We start from the raw sequence: 16,744 nt of genomic DNA on the forward strand, positions 1-16,744 counted from the left end.
CCTCCGGGCCGGCCGGCAGCGTGACGTAACTGCCCTCCGGCTGCGGCGGCACTTCCGAACCGGGGGGCAGGGTGACGTAGGTGCCCCCTCGGGAGTGGTGGGTGGCGGCTGTTGCGGGCGCTTCGGTGAGCTCGAACTCCAAGGTCATAATGTCTCCTGCTGGTCGGGGGCATCGACGGCGCACAAGACCCAGCACCTGTGCACCGTGGCGCAACAGGAGCGGTGCTGTCCGCTGCTGGGGTTTGGCGGGGTCGTATGCCTGGTTCCGGGGAGGAGTTACCCGGCGGTTCTCGAGGGCTTCGCCGGCCTGAACCGATTCTAGGGCTTATTCTGACCAGTTCACAATAAGGAGCGAAATTTTTACGCCGTTCCCTCAACGTCAACGGTCCTGCACCCAAAGACAAGAGTGGGGACCGCGCTCCCGCCCAGACTGGGAAGCAACCCGCTACGCCGACCGGCTGGCGTCCTTGCCTACTCGAAGTGGAGTACCCCTTGGAAACCTACGATGCGCTCCTCGCGTCCATTGCCCCCGCCCCCGGCACCGGACGGACCATCTTTGACCCGGCCACCGGCGGGGCCGTGGGCGAGGCCCCGGTCCACGATCTCGATTACCTGGAGCGAGCCGTGGCGGCGGCCGTTGCCGCGCAGCCGGCCTGGGCTGCCCTGGGCCACGACGCCCGTTCCGCCGCGCTCCTGAAGGCAGCCGACGCCGTCGAACGCTCCGCCGAGGAACTCGCCCAGCTGCTCTCCCGCGAGCAGGGCAAACCCCTCAACGGCCCCAACGCCCGGTTTGAGGTGGGCGCCTGCGTGGCATGGCTGCGTGCCACGGCCGGCCTGCCGCTGGAGCCGGAAACCATCGTGGACGACGGCGAGACCCGCGCCGAACTGCACTACCGGCCCATCGGCGTGGTCGGCGCGATCGGTCCGTGGAACTGGCCCATGATGATCGCCGTCTGGCAGTTGGCCCCGGCGCTGCGCATGGGCAACGCCGGGGTGGTCAAGCCCTCCGGCAACACCCCGCTGTCCGTCCTGGCCCTGGTCAAGGTCCTCAACGAGGAACTTCCGGAGGGCATCCTGTCGGTGGTGTCCTGCGGCCGCGAGGTCGGCGCCCGCCTCACCGACCACCCGGCGATCGGCAAGATCATGTTCACCGGCTCGACCGCCGGCGGCCGCGCGATCATCAAGTCCTCCGCGGACACCGTCAAGCGGCTCACCCTGGAACTGGGCGGCAATGACGCCGGCATCGTCCTGCCGGACGCCGACCCCAAGGCCATCGCCCAGGACGTTTTCTGGGGTGCGTTCCTCAACACCGGCCAGACCTGCGCTGCCCTCAAGCGCCTCTACGTCCACGACAGCATCTACGACGCCGTCTGCGAAGAACTCACCGCCGTCGCCAAGGCCATGCCGATGGGCAACGGCCTGGACGAAAACAATGTCTTGGGACCGCTGCAGAACAAGGCACAGTACGACGTCGTGGCGAACCTCGTGGAGGCAGCGAAGGCTTCCGGAGCACGCGTCCTGCTGGGCGGGAACCCGGACGCCAGCCAGCCCGGCTTCTTCTACCCCACCACCCTGGTGGCGGACATCGACAACGACAACCCGCTGGTCGCGGAGGAACAGTTCGGTCCGGCCCTGCCCATCATCCGCTACAGCACCATCGATGAAGCGGTGGAAAAGGCCAACGGCCTTGACGTCGGCCTGGGCGCCTCCGTCTGGTCGGCGGACCTGAAGGCTGCCCGTGAGGTCGCTGCCCGCATCCAGGCCGGCACGGTGTGGATCAACCGGCACGGCGCCGTCGACCCGCGCATCCCCTTCGGCGGGGCCAAGCAGTCCGGCTACGGCGTGGAGTTCGGCGTCGAAGGACTTAAGGCCCTCGGCGTACCGCAGGTCATCAACGGCTGAACTTGATGCGGGAGCCCGGCGCGCAGGTCCCCAGCGCCGGGCTCCCGGGGCTTTGCAGGGCTACCCCAGGGCCGGGGCGGTGGACGTCCGGCCGGAGAACTGCCGGCGGGCCCAGCGCGCGAGCTTCTTGCCTTTGCCCTTCCACCAGTTGTCCTCGTCCTGGTTGTGGTGGAAGCGGAAGACGATGGCAACGAGCACGAACATGCCCATCACCACGTCCACCCAGGACGACACCACCAGGGCGATGAAGACCGTCATCGCGTTGGCCATGATGGACGGGATGGCGAGGGTCCGGAAGACGGTGCTCGCCACGTACCGGCGGTGCGACCTGGGCACGGACAGTTCCCGCACCATGTCGAAACACACGCACACCACCACGATGGTCTGCCCGATGGCCAGCAGGACCTGGCCGGGCAGGGAGCTGCTGAAGGCAGCCACGGACTCCATTCCCGGGCTCATGACCGGGCCTTGCTGCTGAGAACCTTAAACACGGAAAACCCCCAGAACTTGTGGAACCACCGCCGCTGATCCGGCGATGGCTCCATTCAAGTTCCAGGGGCTTTCTCGGTCACGAGTAGCGGGTACTCATATTTGCCCGGGGGCGCCGGCAGCACTACCTGCTGCCGGGTCCCATTACTCCCTCATGGCGCTACTTCCCAATGGCGCGGGGCCGCCACAGCATGACAGCCTGGGACCGTGGCCGGGGCCGCTGTCCTCGGGCCAGGCTCACCACGTCGCCTGCCGTGCCGGCGGCGAAGATCCGTGAATCCACGGCCCGCGGCCTTCGCCCGAGTTCCTCGGTCAACTCTGCAATCCGGCTTTGCAAGGCAGCCACCTGGTTTTCGAGTTCCAGGATCCGCTTGATGCCCTCCAGCGAGACCCCTTCCTGCGACAGCCGCTGCACCTCGCGCAGCATGTTGACGTCGCGCTGGGAGTACCGCCGGGACTTCCCCGGGGCCCGGCTGGGCTTGACGATGCCCAGCCGGTCGTACTGCCGCAGGGTCTGCGGGTGCATGTCCGCGAGTTCGGCCGCCACGGAGATCACGAAGATCGGCTGGTCGGCGTTGATGTCCACGGCTCACCTCCGCCCTAGAGCCGGGCCTTGGCTGCCAGGCCCTCGCGGACGTCCGCCGACGACGTTGCCTCGGCGAACGCCTTGACCGCAGCTTCGGCGTCCTTGTTGAGATTCTTGGGAACTGCGACGTCGATGGTCACCAGCAGGTCGCCGGTGCCCTTGGACGTCTTCACGCCCTTGCCCTTGACCCGCAGGGTACGGCCGGACGGCGTGCCCGCCGGAACCCGGACCTTGACCCTGTCGCCGTCGATGGTGGGCACTTCGATGTCCGCTCCCAGGGCCGCCTCGGGGAAGGTGACCGGGACGTGGATGCGCAGGTTGTCGCCGTCGCGCGTGTAGAAGGCATGGGGCTGCACCGAGACGGACACCACCAGGTCGCCGTTGCCCGCGGCACCCGGCTGGCCCTTGCCGCGCACCCGGACCTTTTGGCCGTCCTTGATGCCGGCCGGAACCCGCACGTCGATCACTTCACCGCTGGGCTCGCGCAGGCCAATGGTGGTGCCGCGGATGGACCCGGCGAACGAAATACTGGTGGACGCGGTACGGTCGGCACCCTTTTGCGGCGTGCGCTGGAATCCGGGCGCCCCGCCGAAGCCGCCGAACAGATCCGCGAATTCGGGCGGAATACCGCCGGAGGACGGGTTGAAGCCGCCGGCGTGGCGTCCCGTGTTTCCGGTGAACAGGCCGCCGAACATGTCCTCGAACCCGCCGTTGCCGCCGGCGGCGCCGCCGGGGGCAAAACGCGCCCCGCTGCCCATGGCCCGGATGGCGTCATACTGCTGGCGCTCCTCCGGATCCGAGAGCACCGAATAGGCCTCCGAGATGTCCTTGAACTTCTTCTCGGAAGCAGTGTTACCGGCGTTGGTGTCAGGGTGGTGCTGCCGCGCAAGCTTCCGGTAGGCCTTCTTGATGTCGGCGTCGGAAGCGTCCTTGGCAACACCAAGGATCTTGTAAAAGTCCTTGTCCACCCAATCCTGGCTAGCCAATGGCGTTTCCTTTCTTGTTCAAACCTTCGTGCCCCGGCTGGGCAACGCTCCGCTGGATAGGGGGCCGTGCCCGCTCCGCGGTGCCCGCCACGCCGCGGCCCCCTATCCAGCTGCGCTTCGCTTGCTCCCACCTTAGGCGAGACGAGCGCTGAGCGACGGACGGATAAGGGGGCCCGGGAGTGGCATCTAAGGAGCTGACCGAGGGCCCCGACACGAGCTTGCGAGTGTTGGGAGGCCAGATCCGCTGCCGGAGCTGGGTGGCTGACGATCGCAGATCGTTAGCCACCCAGCGTAGGGGCGGGGCCCCCTTATCCGTTCGGCGCGACTTGAGCACCGCCCCATATCCGGCATAGCGCCTGGTGACCGACTAAGCCGGGACGGCCACGATGACCTGGGCGGCGCGGAGCACGCGGTCTCCTGATTTGTAGCCGGAGCGGAGGACCTGGCTGACGGTGTCAACCTCGATGTCCTCGCCGGGCTGCTGGATCAGGGCCTCGTGGATCGTGGGGTCGAACTCCACGCCGGTCTCGTCGATGCGGACCAGGCCGTAGGTCTTCAGTGCGTTCTCCAGCTTGGTGGCGATCGCGGCGAAGGGGCCGTCGGCCAGGTCACCGTGCTGCCGGGCGGCGTCGACGTCGTCCAGCACCGGGAGCAGGGAGTTCAGGACGCCGATGACGGCCATCTCCCCTGCCACGGCGCGGTCGCGTTCAACGCGCTTGCGGTAGTTGACGTACTCGGCCTGCAGGCGGAGCAGGTCGTTGCGCAGCTCGGCGGCCTCGGCGTTGCCGGAACCGGCCTTGACGCCCTGGGCCACGGATTCCTCGGCCGGCACGTCCACGCCGTTGAGAATCTCCTCGGCCTGGGCCAGCGCGTCGCCGTCGGAATCCGCTGCTCCGGCCTGGGAGCCGGCCCCCGAGGGCTGGCCGCCCTCGGGGTGCCGGGCCTGCCCGGTCACCGGGTCAACCTTGCGGTTGTCCCGGATGACCGGCTCCTGGCCGTTGCCCTGCGTGTTCTGCTGGCCCGCGGATGTGTTGTGCTCTTCCTCGTTACCGTGGTGCGGCATGGGTTACTTCTTCGCTTCGTCTTCGTCGATGATCTCGGCATCGACGATGTCCTCGTCGGAGGAACCCGCCGAAGCGCCTGCGGCACCCTCGGCACCTGCGGCACCTGCGCCGTCCGGCGAACCGGGCTGGGCGTAGATGGCTTCGCCGAGCTTGGTCTGGGAAGCCTGCAGTTTCTCGAACGCGGACTTCACGGCGGCGTCGTCGGTGCCTTCAAGGGCCTTCTTCAGCGCGTCAACGTCGCCCTGGACTTCGGTCTTGACCTCTTCGGGCAGCTTGTCCGCATTGTCGGCGATCAGCTTGTCCACGGAGTAGGCAAGCTGCTCGGCCGTGTTGCGGGTGTCGGTTGCCTCGCGGCGGGCCTTGTCCTCGGCTGCGTGCTCCTCGGCGTCGCGGACCATCCGGTCGATGTCTTCCTTGGAGAGGCTGGAGCCACCGGTGATGGTCATGGACTGTTCCTTGCCGGTGCCCTTGTCCTTCGCGGAGACGTGCACGATGCCGTTGGCGTCGATGTCGAAGGTGACCTCGATCTGCGGAATTCCGCGCGGCGCCGGGGCGATGCCGGTGAGTTCGAACGTGCCCAGCGGTTTGTTGTCGCGGGTGAATTCGCGTTCGCCCTGGAAGACCTGGATGGCCACGGACGGCTGGTTGTCGTCAGCGGTAGTGAAGGTCTCGGACCGCTTGGTGGGGATGGCGGTGTTGCGTTCGATCAGGTGCGTCATCACGCCACCCTTGGTTTCGATGCCGAGGGACAGCGGGGTGACGTCGATCAGCAGCACGTCCTTGCGCTCACCCTTTAGCACACCTGCCTGCAGGGCTGCGCCGACTGCCACGACCTCGTCCGGGTTGACGCCCTTGTTCGGTTCCTTGCCGCCGGCCAGTTCCTTGACGAGCTCGGAGACGGCGGGCATACGGGTTGAGCCACCCACCAGCACGATGTGGTTGATGTCGGAGAGCTTGATGCCGGCTTCCTTGATGACGTCGTGGAACGGCTTCTTGGTGCGCTCCAGCAGGTCCTTGGTCAGGTCCTGGAACTTGGCGCGGGTGAGCTGCTCGTCCAGGTGCACCGGGCCGTCGGGGGTGACGGACAGGTACTGCAGCGAGACGTTGGTGCTGGTGGAGGAGGAGAGCTCCTTCTTGGCCTGCTCGGCTGCTTCGCGGAGGCGCTGCAGGGCGATCTTGTCCTTGGACAGGTCGATGCCCTTGACCTTGAGCTGGTTCAGCAGGTAGTCAACGACGCGCTGGTCCCAGTCGTCGCCGCCGAGGCGGTTGTCGCCGGCCGTGGCGCGGACCTGGATGGTGGAGAAGTTGTCTTCGTCCTTGCCGACTTCCAGCAGGGAGACGTCGAAGGTACCGCCACCGAGGTCGAAGACCAGGATGAGTTCGTCTTCCTTGCCCTTGTCCAGGCCGTAGGCGAGGGCTGCGGCGGTGGGCTCGTTGACGATGCGCAGGACGTTCAGGCCCGCGATTTCGCCGGCTTCCTTGGTGGCCTGGCGCTCGGCGTCGTTGAAGTAGGCCGGGACGGTGATGACGGCGTCGGTGACCTTTTCACCCAGGTAGGACTCGGCGTCGTTCTTCAGCTTCATGAGGATACGCGCGGAAATTTCCTGCGGGGTGTACTTCTTGTTGTCGATGTCCACCTTCCAGTCAGTGCCCATGTGGCGCTTGACCGAAGCGATGGTGCGCTCGATGTTGTTGACGGCCTGGCGCTTGGCGATCTCGCCAACCAGGACCTCGCCGGACTTGGAGAATGCAACGACCGACGGCGTGGTGCGGCCACCCTCTGCGTTGGCAATAACGGTGGGCTCGCCACCTTCGAGAACGGAGACGACGGAGTTGGTGGTTCCGAGGTCGATACCTACTGCACGTGACATGTGTTGCTTCCTTCTTTCCTTGGAAACTGGTTGGCGCCCTAAGCATTGAGCGTTCTGCACTCAACTCTACTCAGCCGCCAAAGGATGTCAACACAAGTTGAGTGAACTACGCTCAACTTTGCTCAGGGCGTACAGCAGCGCACGACGGCGGCACGCGCCGGCGGGGAGGAGGCGTCAGTCCGCGCCGGGCGCGTCCAGGACCGCGGCGAGCAATCCGGGGAACCGGGCATCAAGGTCCTCGGCGCGCAGGGTCAGCCTGCGGCCGCGCCCGTTGGCCTCGTTCCGGATGATGCCTGCCTCGCGGAGCACCTTCATCAGGTGGGACTTGGTGGACTTGGGCATCTCCGGATTGCCGAGGGTGCATTCGGCCATATCGAGGGGGCCGGCACGGAGCTGGCGTGCGATTTCCAGCCGGTCGGGATCGCTCAGGGCGAAGAGCACACTGGGCAAGTGGAGGTCCGCGCGTTCGGGATGGGTGAGGTTCGCCGGTGTAGCCACGGTTCGACTTTAGTTGAACCATCGCGGATGTGCCAGTAGTCTGAGGTTTCGATTATTTTCGAACCAACCACACCCCCAATGCAGAAGGCGGCATGTTGTGACACACCCACCCGCAGTCCGGCCCAGAGAGTCGCACCGGCGGCTGGGTTTCGTCCTCATTGCCGCCGCCACGGCAGCCATGATGGCCGGAGCCAGCGCGCCGTCCCCGTTCTACCCCACCCTGCAGGAGCAGCTGCACCTGCTGCCGGTGGCCACCACCGGGATCTTCGCTGTCTACGCCGTGGCCCTCCTGGCGGCCCTGCTGGTCTTCGGCTCCATCTCCGACCACCTCGGCCGCCGGCCGGTCATCAGCGCGGCATTCCTCCTGCTGGCCGGCAGCGTCGTGACCTTCCTGGCAGCCGATTCGCTGGCGATGCTGCTGGCGGCCCGCGTCCTCCAGGGGGTGGCCAGCGGCATCCTCCTCACCACGCTCTCCGCGGCCATCGCCGATCTGGAACCGGAGGATGACCCGGGCTCCAGCGCCGCCTGGAACACGGTGGCACCCCTGGGCGGCCTGGCCCTGGGCGCGCTGGCATCGGGCCTGCTGCTGGACCTCCTTGCTGAGCCCCGCGTGCTGGTGTTCGTCTCGCTCTCGGTCCTGTACGTGGCGTTCGCCGCACTGGTGTGGGCCTGCCCGGAAACCTCACCCCGCACGGCCGGGGCGGCTGCTTCACTCAAGCCGCACCTGACCCTGCCGCCGGCCGCACGCCGCGCATTCCTCACCGGCGCCCCGGCCGTTTTTGCCGGCTGGGCCACGGGCGGGCTGTACCTCTCCCTTGGCGCCGCGATCGTGCACACCACTTTCGGCATTCGGGAGCATCTGTGGCAGGGCATGGTGATCACCATCCTGGCCGGGACAGGAGCCGTGTCGGCGGCCTGCCTGCACCGCTTTGGAGCCCGCACCATCACCATTTTCGGCACCACGGCGCTGGCCGTGGGGACCGCACTGTCGCTGCTGGCCCTCGGCCTGGATTCGTTTGGCCTGTTCCTGGCCGCTGTGGTGGTGGCAGGCGCCGGTTTCGGCACTGCCTTCATGGGCGTCATCCGGTCCATCAGCCCCCTGGTGGAGGATGATGAACGCGCCGGGACTTTTGCTTCGCTCTTCGTCGTGGCCTACACGGCCTTCGGCGTTCCGGCGGTACTGGCAGGCCTGCTGGCCCCCATCCTGTCCCTCCCGGTCACCACCTACGCCTATGGCGGCCTGGTGACGGTCCTGGCTGCGGTGGCAGCCATCAGCCGCGCCCGCAGCAAGGACGCCCAACCCGCCAAGGAGGACAGGCTGGTGGCGGCGGAGCCGTCGGGTAAGGGGACCCCCGCGGGTGCCTACCGGCCGGAGTCGGGGCGCCCATGGAGCGGTCCGCGCTCCTCATCGGTCGCCTGGACCTGGCCGTCGGTGAGGCCTTCGCGAATGGCCCGCTCCGTCGGGGCACCGCCCGCGGTTCCGGCGTCGCCGTAGTCGCCTTCCTCGTATTCGCCGTCCGCGGCATCCCGGTCGGGTTCGTTGATGGTGCCGGCGTCACCGTAGTCGCCGTCCACGTACTGCCCGCCTTCCCCTTCCAGTCCGGGGGCGCTGCTGCCCTTGCGGGGTTCCTCGGCTGCAACTTCAGGGTTTTCAGTCATGGTGCATCTCTCCTTTGAGGCTCCGCGTCCGTCCGGGCGCACTGGCAGTCTATCGACGGGGCCCCCGCACCAACAGGCCTCAAACCGGCCCCGTCAGGAGGGCTGCACCGGCAGGCCCGCGGTCCCCGCCAGGACGGCGAGATGATGGTCGAAGAGTTCATGCGGCGCCCGGAAGGTGTCCGGCCCGTACTGGCTGAACACTTCGAAGCTGACGGCGCCAAAAAGGGAGCTCCACACCAATACGCCCCGCGCCACCAGCTCGTCCGGGATGGCCAGCCCGAATTCCCGGCGGATGGCCTCCAAGTCGGCGGCCAGCGTGGGCGGAAGCTGCGGGGATGGTCCCACAACCGCCAATTGCCCCGCCCGGGAGGCGGCGTCCAGGATGCCGATGAGGCTGACGATGACGCGCGTGCCGGGACCCGCGGTGCGTTCGGCCGGGGCGTTGTAGCCGGGAACCGGGCTGCCGAACAGGAGGGCGTAGCTGGCGGGCTCGCGGATGGCCCAGATGCGGACTGCCCGGCCCAGCGCCATGAACCGGCCACGATGGTCACCCTCCGGGGCCGCCGCAACGGCCGCGTCCACCTCGTCCCCCAGTTCACCGAAGGCATCGATCAGCAACAAGGTGAGCAGCTCGTCCCGGCTCTCCACATAGCGGTAGACGGCGGAGGACACCACTCCCAGATCCCTTGCCACGGCCCTCAGGGAGAGGGCGGCCGCACCGTCGGTGGCCAGATGCTGCCGGCCCAGCCGGACAATGTCCGCCACCGTCTGCGACCTGGCCCGTTGCCGGGGCGTCAGGGGCCGGGGCTGGTCAGCGGTTGATCCGCGGGCGTCATCCATGACCCCAGCATGCCATAAACGAGAGCGCGGGCAGCTAAAGAGAGCACTGCTCTTGACTCTGCCACCCTGTACGCGCATCCTTGTTTTCGAGAGCACTGCTCTCAATTACTGAAAGGGAGACAAAGTGCCTGACATATATGTGGTGACCGGAGCAGGCCCCGTGGGGTGGACGGTAGCGGAACAATTGGCAGACCGGGGACAACAGGTGCGCATCCTGACCCGGTCGGGCAGCGGACCGGACCACCCGCTCATCGAGCGCATCAGCGGGGACGCGAAGGACCCGGCGGTTCTGCGCACTGCCCTTGCCGGCGCCAAAGCCGTCTTCCACTGCATCCACGGCTCGGCATACACCGCGGCCGCGTGGCGGGCAGAGCTGCCTGCCGCCGAGCAGGCAGTCCTCAGCGCCGCGCAGGAGGTGGGCGCCGTCGTCGTCTTCCCTGAAAGCCTCTATTCCTACAGCGAGCCGGACCGCCTGATCACGGAGGCCGGCCCGCGCCGGGCCACCGGGGGCAAGCGCGGTGTGCGGACGGACCTGCTGCAGGCGCGCGAGGCCTCGGCCACGCCCACAGTAAGCGTGGTGGCCGGCGACTTCTTTGGGCCGCGCGTCCGGATGGCGCACGCCGGAGAGCGGATGGTGCGTCCCATCCTCGCGGGCAGGAACGTCAGCGTGGTCGGCAGCGCCAGGCAGCCCCACTCCTTCACCTACGTCCCGGACCTGGCCCGCGCCATGGTTGCGACGGCGGACCGGCCGTCGGCGTGGAATGCCGTCTGGCATGCGCCCACGGGCCCGGCGCTGTCACAGCAGGAGCTTGCGCACGCCTTCGCGGCGGCGGCAGGGCAGCCCGCCCCAAGGGTACGAGCACTGCCCGGCTGGGTACTCCGGGCGGCGGCGGCATTCTCCCGTGATGCCAGGGAGCTGGCGGAGATGCTGTACCAGTTCGAGCGGCCCTTCGTCATGGATTCCGCAGCATCCGAAGCCGCCCTTGGGGTCACGCACACTCCCCTGGAAGCGGCTGTTGCCGCCACCGTGGACTGGTGGCGGCAACAGGGTTAGGGCCTAAACAGGCTCAGCGGCTGGGAACCTCTTCCAAGGGTTCGACGCCGGGCTCCCGCGGCTGCACCGCATTCCCGCTGTCCGTGCGGCCCAGTTTGCTGGGCCACCAGATCTTCGGCCCGATGTCGTAGGCCAGCGCCGGCACCAGCAGCGAGCGCACCAGCACGGTATCGAGCAGGACGCCGAAGGCCACGATGAAGGCCAGCTGCACCAGGAACATGATGGGGATGACCCCCAGGGCTGCGAAGGTGGCGGCAAGGACCACACCGGCGGAGGTGATCACGCCGCCGGTCACCACCAGGCCCCGCAGGATGCCGGGCCTGGTGCCGTGCTTGAGCGATTCCTCCCGGACGCGGCTCATCAGGAAGATGTTGTAGTCCACGCCCAGGGCCACCAGGAAGACGAAGCCGAACAGCGGAACGGTGGCGTCGGCTCCCGGGAACCCGAAGAGGTTGTTGAACACGAAAGCCGCGACGCCCAGTGCGGCCGCGTAGGACAGCACCACCGAGAGCACCAGCAGGACCGGGGCCACGATGGAGCGCAGCAGCAGCATCAGGATGAAGAGGATGACCACCAGGACCACCGGGATGATGACCAGCAGGTCGCGCTGGGCGGTGGTGTTGGTGTCCAGTGCCGTGGCCGTCACGCCGCCCACCAGGGCGCTGGAATCAACGGCCTTCACCTCGGTGCGCAGGGCCTTAATGGTCTCCTCTGCTTCAAGCGAGTCGGCGGCATTCTTCAACGTGGCATTGATGAGGACCTTCCCGTCCCGGACGTCGGGTGCGGTGGGGGCGCCCGGGGCTCCGGTGACCGGCACGCTGCCGCGGCCCAGCAGGTAAGCCTCGCCCACGCCGTCGTCCGCTTTCACCTTGTCCAGCACTTCCGCCGCCTTGGCCTGGTCGGCGACCACGACGGCGGGGCTGCCGCTGCCGGCGTCGAAGTGGCGGGCCAGCGCGTCCTGGCCGTCCACTGCGTTCGAGGCGGTGAGGATGACGTCCGTCTGGGGTACGCCGTTGGCCTTGAGCTGGAAGAGACCGCCCGCGGCGACGAGCAGCAGGAGGACCGACGCCACCCACACGGTCCTGGGCCGCCGGGAGACCAGTGAGCCGGTGGCACGCCACAGGCCCTTCTGGCCTTCGAGGCCGGTGACCAGCTCCGGTTCGCGCTCATCCGCGGGCAGGAGCTTGGGCCGGAAGGGCCAGAAGGCGGCCCGGCCCAGCAGCGCCATCAGGGCGGGCAGCAGGGTGAGCGCTGCGAACAGGGCGCACAGGATGCCTGCCGCAGCAACGGGCCCCAGGGCCTTGTTGGAGTTGAGGTCGGAGAAGAGCAGGCACAGCAGCGCGATGATCACGGTGGCACCCGAGGCAAGGATGGGTTCGAAGGATGCCTTCCACGCGGTCAGGACGGCCGCCGTCCGGTTGGTGGTGTGCGTGAGCGCTTCGCGGAACCGTGCCACGAAGAGGAGGGCGTAGTCCGTGGCTGCGCCGATCACCAGGATGGAGAGGATGCCCTGGCTCTGGCCGTTGAGCTGGATCCAGCCCGCCTTGGCCATGCCGAACACCAGCAGGATGGCCGCACAGAGGGCAAACACCGAGGTCAGGAGCACCATGATGGGCAGCAGCAGGGAACGGTAGACCACCAGGAGGATCACGAACACGGCGGACAGGGCCACCAGAAGGAGGATCCCGTCAATGCCACCGAAGGCGGAGGTGAGGTCGGCCGCAAGTCCGGCGGGGCCGGTGACGAAGGTCTGGGTGCCCTCCGGGGCCGCCTCCTTGACCGTGTCCCGCAGTTCCTTGACGGCGTCCTTGACTTCAGCCGAGGAGCCGATGGGGACCACGAACTGGACGGCTTTCGCATCTTTGGACGGGATCGGGCCGATGACCGTGCTGCCGAGCTTGAGGTCTTCGAGGCTGGTCTTCAGCGATGCCAGCCCGCCCAGCTGCTGGGGCGTGAATGCCTCGCTCTTCTCGATGACGATGATGCCCGGCACCTCGTCCGAGTCGCGGAACTTGGCCTGCCAGTCCTGGGCCTCGGTGGCCTCTGCGCTGGCGGGCAGGAAGGACGCCTGGTCGTTGGACGAGACCTCCTCCAGGCGGCCAAACGTGGGCCCGCCCACGCCGGCGAGCCCCAGCCAGGTCAGCACCAGGACCACGGGGACCAGCCAGCGAAGCCAGAACGGAACGCGTTCCCTGGCAACTTTTGTGCGATTCATGATGCCTTCCATGGGTGAGCAGGTGGAGTAGTATTTGTTCCAGCATAGATTATCTCCATGACAGAGATAAGTGCCAGTCAAGCTTTTTTGGCCTAAGTCTCCGATTGCCTGCCGCGGAGCCCGGGAGGCGCGGACCCTGGAGTAATATCCGTCAGGACGCCGGAGCAGAAAACGATCGGACACCAACGACAGGGAGGTGGAAATGGCAGGCAAGGAGCCTTCCCAGCCATCCCCCGTCGGGCAGGCGGGGCAGGAGTTTGGCCATCCGCTGCTCAGGATCCTGCAGGAGTTCACCATTGAGGCGAACCGGTATGTGGATGCTGCCGGGGACCGCAAGGACATGCACCGTACGGATATGAATGCGCTGGCAGTGATCATGCGGCATACGGCCCGGGGCAATGTGGTGACGCCTGGACTGCTGCGGAAGGAGCTGAACCTGAGCTCGCCGGCCACCACAGCCCTGATTGACAGGCTGGACAGCTCAGGCCACGTGGTCCGGGAGCGGCACAGCACGGACCGGCGCCAGGTCCAGTTGAAGATGACGCCCAAGGCCTTCCGGGAAGGCGGGGCCATCTTCGCCCCCCTCGCCCAGCACATGGGCAGCGCCATGGCCGGCTTCTCCGAGGAAGAGCTGGACACCGTCACCCGTTTCATGACGGCGATGATCGAAGCCACCGTGGCGGCAAGGACGGAATCCGCATAGCCTCCCCCGGACAGGGGTAGCGTTTGGTTATGAGTGCGCAGCAGCCTGAAGAAGACGTCTACACGCACGGCCACCATGAATCGGTGGTCCGCGCCCATGCCGCCAGGACCGCCGAGAACTCGGCGGCGTTCGTCCTCCCCTACCTCACGCCCGGGGCCTCGCTGCTCGACGTCGGCTGCGGGCCCGGCACCATCACCTGCGACTTCGCCGCCCTGGTCAGCCCGGGAACGGTCACCGGCCTGGACCGCTCACCGGACATCATCGCCCAGGCCAAGGCCCTGGCTGTCGAGCGCGAAGTGCCGAACGTGGAATTCGTCGCAGGCAACATCTACGACCTCGACTTTGCGGACGGAACGTTCGACGTCGTCCACGCCCATCAGGTGCTTCAACACCTGACCGACCCCGTGGAGGCCCTCCGCGAAATGCGCCGCGTCGCCAAGCCTGGCGGCATCGTCGCGGTGCGCGACGCCGACTTCCACGGCATGAGCTGGTACCCCGCCATCCCGGAACTGGACGAGTGGATGGAGCTGTACCAGCGGATCGCCCGCCGCAACGGGGCAGAGCCCGACGCCGGGCGGCGGCTGGTCAGCTGGTCGCAGTCCGCCGGTTTCACCGATGTGGCACCCTCCAGCAGCAACTGGCTGTACGCCACGGCGCAGCAGCGCCGGTGGCAGGCGCGCGTTTGGGGTGAGCGAGTGCTGCACTCGGCCTTCGCTGAACAGGCCCTGGAATACGGGTTCGCCGACGCCGCCGACCTGGCCCGGATCTCGGCCGGCTGGCACCGCTGGGGCTCCACGGATGACGGCTGGTTCCTGATTCCCAACGGCGAGGTGATCGCCAGGGCGTAGGACCGCCGCCGCCCGCTCCTGCCGTGTGCCTGGACCACTGGGCATTCGCCGCTGGGCACTCGAAGCATCGGTGATGCAGTTGACGGCGGGTTCCTTCATGCCCCCGTAGGATTGATTGGTGCAATTTTCCCTGTGGCTGGCCCTTGCGGGTGCCGGCGCCCTCATCAGCTTCACCCCCGGCGCCGGGGCCATCAACACCATGAGCAACTCCCTGAACGCCGGGTTCCGGCGCTCCATCTGGGGGATCCTTGGCCAGCAGGCAGCCCTTATTGTCCACGTCCTGATCGTGGCCCTGGGCGTCGGCGTACTCGTGGCCAGCTCGCCCGTCGCCTTCAACGTGATCCGCTACGCCGGGGCGGCCTACCTGGTCTACCTGGGCATCCGCCAGTTCCTCAGCAAGCCCGCCGCCGCACAGGAGCAGGCCGCCGCGCTCAGCAACGAGCCTGCCTGGTCCATCTTCCGCCGTGGCTTCTGGGTGAACCTCCTCAACCCCAAGGCGATCGTATTCTTCCTTGCCTTCACGCCCCAGTTCATCCGCCCCGACCAGCCACTGGCCACGCAGTATGCCGTGCTGACGGCGACGATCGTGGCCATCGACATCCTGGTCATGTGGTTCTTCTTTGCCGCCGCGGCGAAGTCTTTCCAGCGCTTCACCACCACCGACCGGGGGCAACTGGTCCTCAGCCGGGTGTTCGGCGTCCTGTTCGTGGCGGTCGGCATCCTGCTGGCCCTGATCCATTGAGCGGCACCAACGTGGGACGTACCCATATCAGGCGCAGTCATGCATCTTTACAAGGCTGTAAAACAATGTGAACCCACGGCTAGCCAAGAGTGATCGGATGCGCGCATGCTTGGAGGCATGGACTCAACGTCGAGCGCATACCGCGTCATCACCGTCTGCACGGGCAACATCTGCCGGTCCCCCATGGCCGAACTCATGCTCAAGGCGGCGCTTGAACGCGAGGGCCTCGACGGGCTGGTGGAAGTGGACTCCGCCGGCACCACGGGCTACGAGGCCGGCCGGCCGATTGATCCACGCGCCGCCCGCCGGCTCGCCGCCACCCAGCTGCCGTCCGACCACCACGTGGCCCGCGAATGGGAGGATGGCTGGTTCCGCGAGCGCGACCTGATCCTGGCTTTGGACATCGACCATTACGCCTGGCTCAGCGAAGCGGCACCGGACCAGGAGTCCCTGGACAAGATCCGGATGCTGCGCAGTTTTGATCCCGCCATGGCAGGCAGGGACCGGCTGGACCAAGGCATCGAGGACCCCTGGTACGGCGGCCACGCCGACTTCGACGCCGTCTGGCACCAGATCCACTCCGCCCTTCCCGGCTTGGTGGAACACATCCGGACGGCAGTCCGGCAGAATACGCAGCTCCAGCCGCATTAGGGCCGGCCGACCGGAATTGCAGTGCAATTGCCCGGCAGCAGGAGTAATTTGCTTTGCATGCACGCCGCATCCCGCCCCGGCAGGTACACCCGGTTCCTTGCGAAGCTCGAGGAAGCACACCCTTTGGACGCTGCCGTCACGGCGGCAGAGCCGCTGGCGTCGCGGCTGATGCGGGGACGCAGAATCCCGTCCATCATCCGCGGCGACACCACGGGCATCCCGCTGCACGTCATCCTCACCGATGCACCTTTCGGCGCCTGGTGGTCTGCGGTGTTCCTGGACCTTTTTGAGGACGAGGGTTCCCGGCGTGCGGCCCGGAGGCTGGTGGGCCTCGGCGTGCTGGCTGCGGTGCCCACGGCCCTGTCCGGATGGGCCACCTGGTCCGGCAAGGACCGTGCCATTAAGCGCGTAGGCATCGTGCATGCTGCCGCCAACGCCGCGGCAACCATTGTCTACGGTGCCTCCTGGGCGGCCCGGTCATGCGGGCGGGAGCGGCTGGGCGTGCGGCTGTCGCGGGCGGGAGCGGTGCTGCTGCTGGTGAGCGGGTTCCTGGGCGGCCACCTGAGCAGCGGACGTCACGCCTCCGGGCAGGGCGTACCCCGTGGGTGAAAGCGTACGGAGGAAAACGGTACGCTC

At 67.5% G+C, this 16,744-nt stretch carries 16 protein-coding genes and 1 pseudogene; 8 read left to right on the forward strand and 9 right to left on the reverse strand.

The window, feature by feature from the left end:
- The first annotated feature begins 492 nt into the window (after nt 1-492).
- Nucleotides 493-1,902, forward strand: a complete 1,410-nt coding sequence (locus PUN71_RS16270) for an aldehyde dehydrogenase family protein (RefSeq protein WP_277799263.1) — start codon at nt 493-495, stop codon at nt 1,900-1,902.
- 60 nt (nt 1,903-1,962) lie between these two features.
- On the opposite strand, the gene PUN71_RS16275 is transcribed toward PUN71_RS16270, so the two are convergent.
- From PUN71_RS16275 to PUN71_RS16300, 6 genes are all read right to left on the reverse strand, one after another.
- On the reverse strand, nt 1,963-2,349 hold the full coding sequence (locus tag PUN71_RS16275; RefSeq protein ID WP_277799328.1) for a hypothetical protein: 387 nt from the start codon (nt 2,347-2,349) through the stop codon (nt 1,963-1,965).
- A gap of 202 nt (nt 2,350-2,551) precedes the next feature.
- Nucleotides 2,552-2,977: a heat shock protein transcriptional repressor HspR gene (locus PUN71_RS16280; RefSeq protein WP_043453643.1), complete on the reverse strand. Its 426-nt coding sequence runs from the start codon at nt 2,975-2,977 to the stop codon at nt 2,552-2,554.
- A 14-nt stretch (nt 2,978-2,991) separates the two neighbouring features.
- On the reverse strand, nt 2,992-3,963 hold the full coding sequence (locus tag PUN71_RS16285) for a DnaJ C-terminal domain-containing protein (protein ID WP_277799264.1): 972 nt from the start codon (nt 3,961-3,963) through the stop codon (nt 2,992-2,994).
- 367 nt (nt 3,964-4,330) lie between these two features.
- On the reverse strand, nt 4,331-5,026 hold the full coding sequence (locus tag PUN71_RS16290; RefSeq protein WP_277799265.1) for a nucleotide exchange factor GrpE: 696 nt from the start codon (nt 5,024-5,026) through the stop codon (nt 4,331-4,333).
- 3 nt (nt 5,027-5,029) lie between these two features.
- Nucleotides 5,030-6,898, reverse strand: a complete 1,869-nt coding sequence (gene dnaK / locus PUN71_RS16295; protein ID WP_277799266.1) for a molecular chaperone DnaK — start codon at nt 6,896-6,898, stop codon at nt 5,030-5,032.
- A gap of 174 nt (nt 6,899-7,072) precedes the next feature.
- Nucleotides 7,073-7,396: an ArsR/SmtB family transcription factor gene (locus PUN71_RS16300; RefSeq protein ID WP_043453649.1), complete on the reverse strand. Its 324-nt coding sequence runs from the start codon at nt 7,394-7,396 to the stop codon at nt 7,073-7,075.
- A gap of 97 nt (nt 7,397-7,493) precedes the next feature.
- Here PUN71_RS16300 and PUN71_RS23110 point away from each other — a divergent pair.
- Nucleotides 7,494-8,294, forward strand: a pseudogene (locus tag PUN71_RS23110) (MFS transporter); the annotation flags it as partial.
- A 464-nt stretch (nt 8,295-8,758) separates the two neighbouring features.
- Here PUN71_RS23110 and PUN71_RS23115 read toward each other — a convergent pair.
- Nucleotides 8,759-9,055 carry a hypothetical protein gene (locus PUN71_RS23115; protein ID WP_349361819.1) on the reverse strand — a complete coding sequence of 99 codons (297 nt, stop codon included), beginning with the start codon at nt 9,053-9,055 and terminating at the stop codon, nt 8,759-8,761.
- Nucleotides 9,056-9,148: 93 nt separating this feature from the next.
- Entirely contained in the window at nt 9,149-9,895 is a 747-nt protein-coding gene (locus PUN71_RS16310; protein WP_277799268.1) for a TetR/AcrR family transcriptional regulator, read from the reverse strand.
- Between the two features lie 133 nt (nt 9,896-10,028).
- On the opposite strand from PUN71_RS16310, the gene PUN71_RS16315 reads away from it, so the two are divergent.
- Nucleotides 10,029-10,949 (forward strand): NAD-dependent epimerase/dehydratase family protein, encoded by a 921-nt coding sequence (locus PUN71_RS16315; RefSeq protein ID WP_502860905.1) that lies wholly within the window; start codon nt 10,029-10,031, stop codon nt 10,947-10,949.
- Nucleotides 10,950-10,962: 13 nt separating this feature from the next.
- Here PUN71_RS16315 and PUN71_RS16320 read toward each other — a convergent pair whose 3' ends face one another.
- A complete protein-coding gene (locus tag PUN71_RS16320; protein ID WP_277799270.1) occupies nt 10,963-13,164 on the reverse strand; it encodes an MMPL family transporter in 2,202 nt (733 codons plus the stop codon).
- A 202-nt stretch (nt 13,165-13,366) separates the two neighbouring features.
- On the opposite strand from PUN71_RS16320, the gene PUN71_RS16325 reads away from it, so the two are divergent.
- From PUN71_RS16325 to PUN71_RS16345, 5 genes are all read left to right on the forward strand, one after another.
- Entirely contained in the window at nt 13,367-13,867 is a 501-nt protein-coding gene (locus PUN71_RS16325; RefSeq protein ID WP_277799271.1) for a MarR family winged helix-turn-helix transcriptional regulator, read from the forward strand.
- 29 nt (nt 13,868-13,896) lie between these two features.
- Nucleotides 13,897-14,715 (forward strand): methyltransferase domain-containing protein, encoded by an 819-nt coding sequence (locus tag PUN71_RS16330; RefSeq protein ID WP_277799272.1) that lies wholly within the window; start codon nt 13,897-13,899, stop codon nt 14,713-14,715.
- A 118-nt stretch (nt 14,716-14,833) separates the two neighbouring features.
- Nucleotides 14,834-15,457, forward strand: coding sequence for a LysE family transporter (locus PUN71_RS16335; RefSeq protein WP_277799273.1), 624 nt, complete (start codon nt 14,834-14,836; stop codon nt 15,455-15,457).
- Nucleotides 15,458-15,574: 117 nt separating this feature from the next.
- A complete protein-coding gene (locus PUN71_RS16340) occupies nt 15,575-16,108 on the forward strand; it encodes a low molecular weight protein-tyrosine-phosphatase (protein ID WP_043453762.1) in 534 nt (177 codons plus the stop codon).
- Nucleotides 16,109-16,165: 57 nt separating this feature from the next.
- Nucleotides 16,166-16,717, forward strand: coding sequence for a DUF2231 domain-containing protein (locus PUN71_RS16345; RefSeq protein WP_277799274.1), 552 nt, complete (start codon nt 16,166-16,168; stop codon nt 16,715-16,717).
- The last annotated feature ends 27 nt before the right edge of the window (nt 16,718-16,744 follow it).

The organism is Arthrobacter sp. NQ7 (assembly GCF_029581595.2).
GTDB lineage: Bacteria > Actinomycetota > Actinomycetes > Actinomycetales > Micrococcaceae > Arthrobacter > Arthrobacter phenanthrenivorans_B.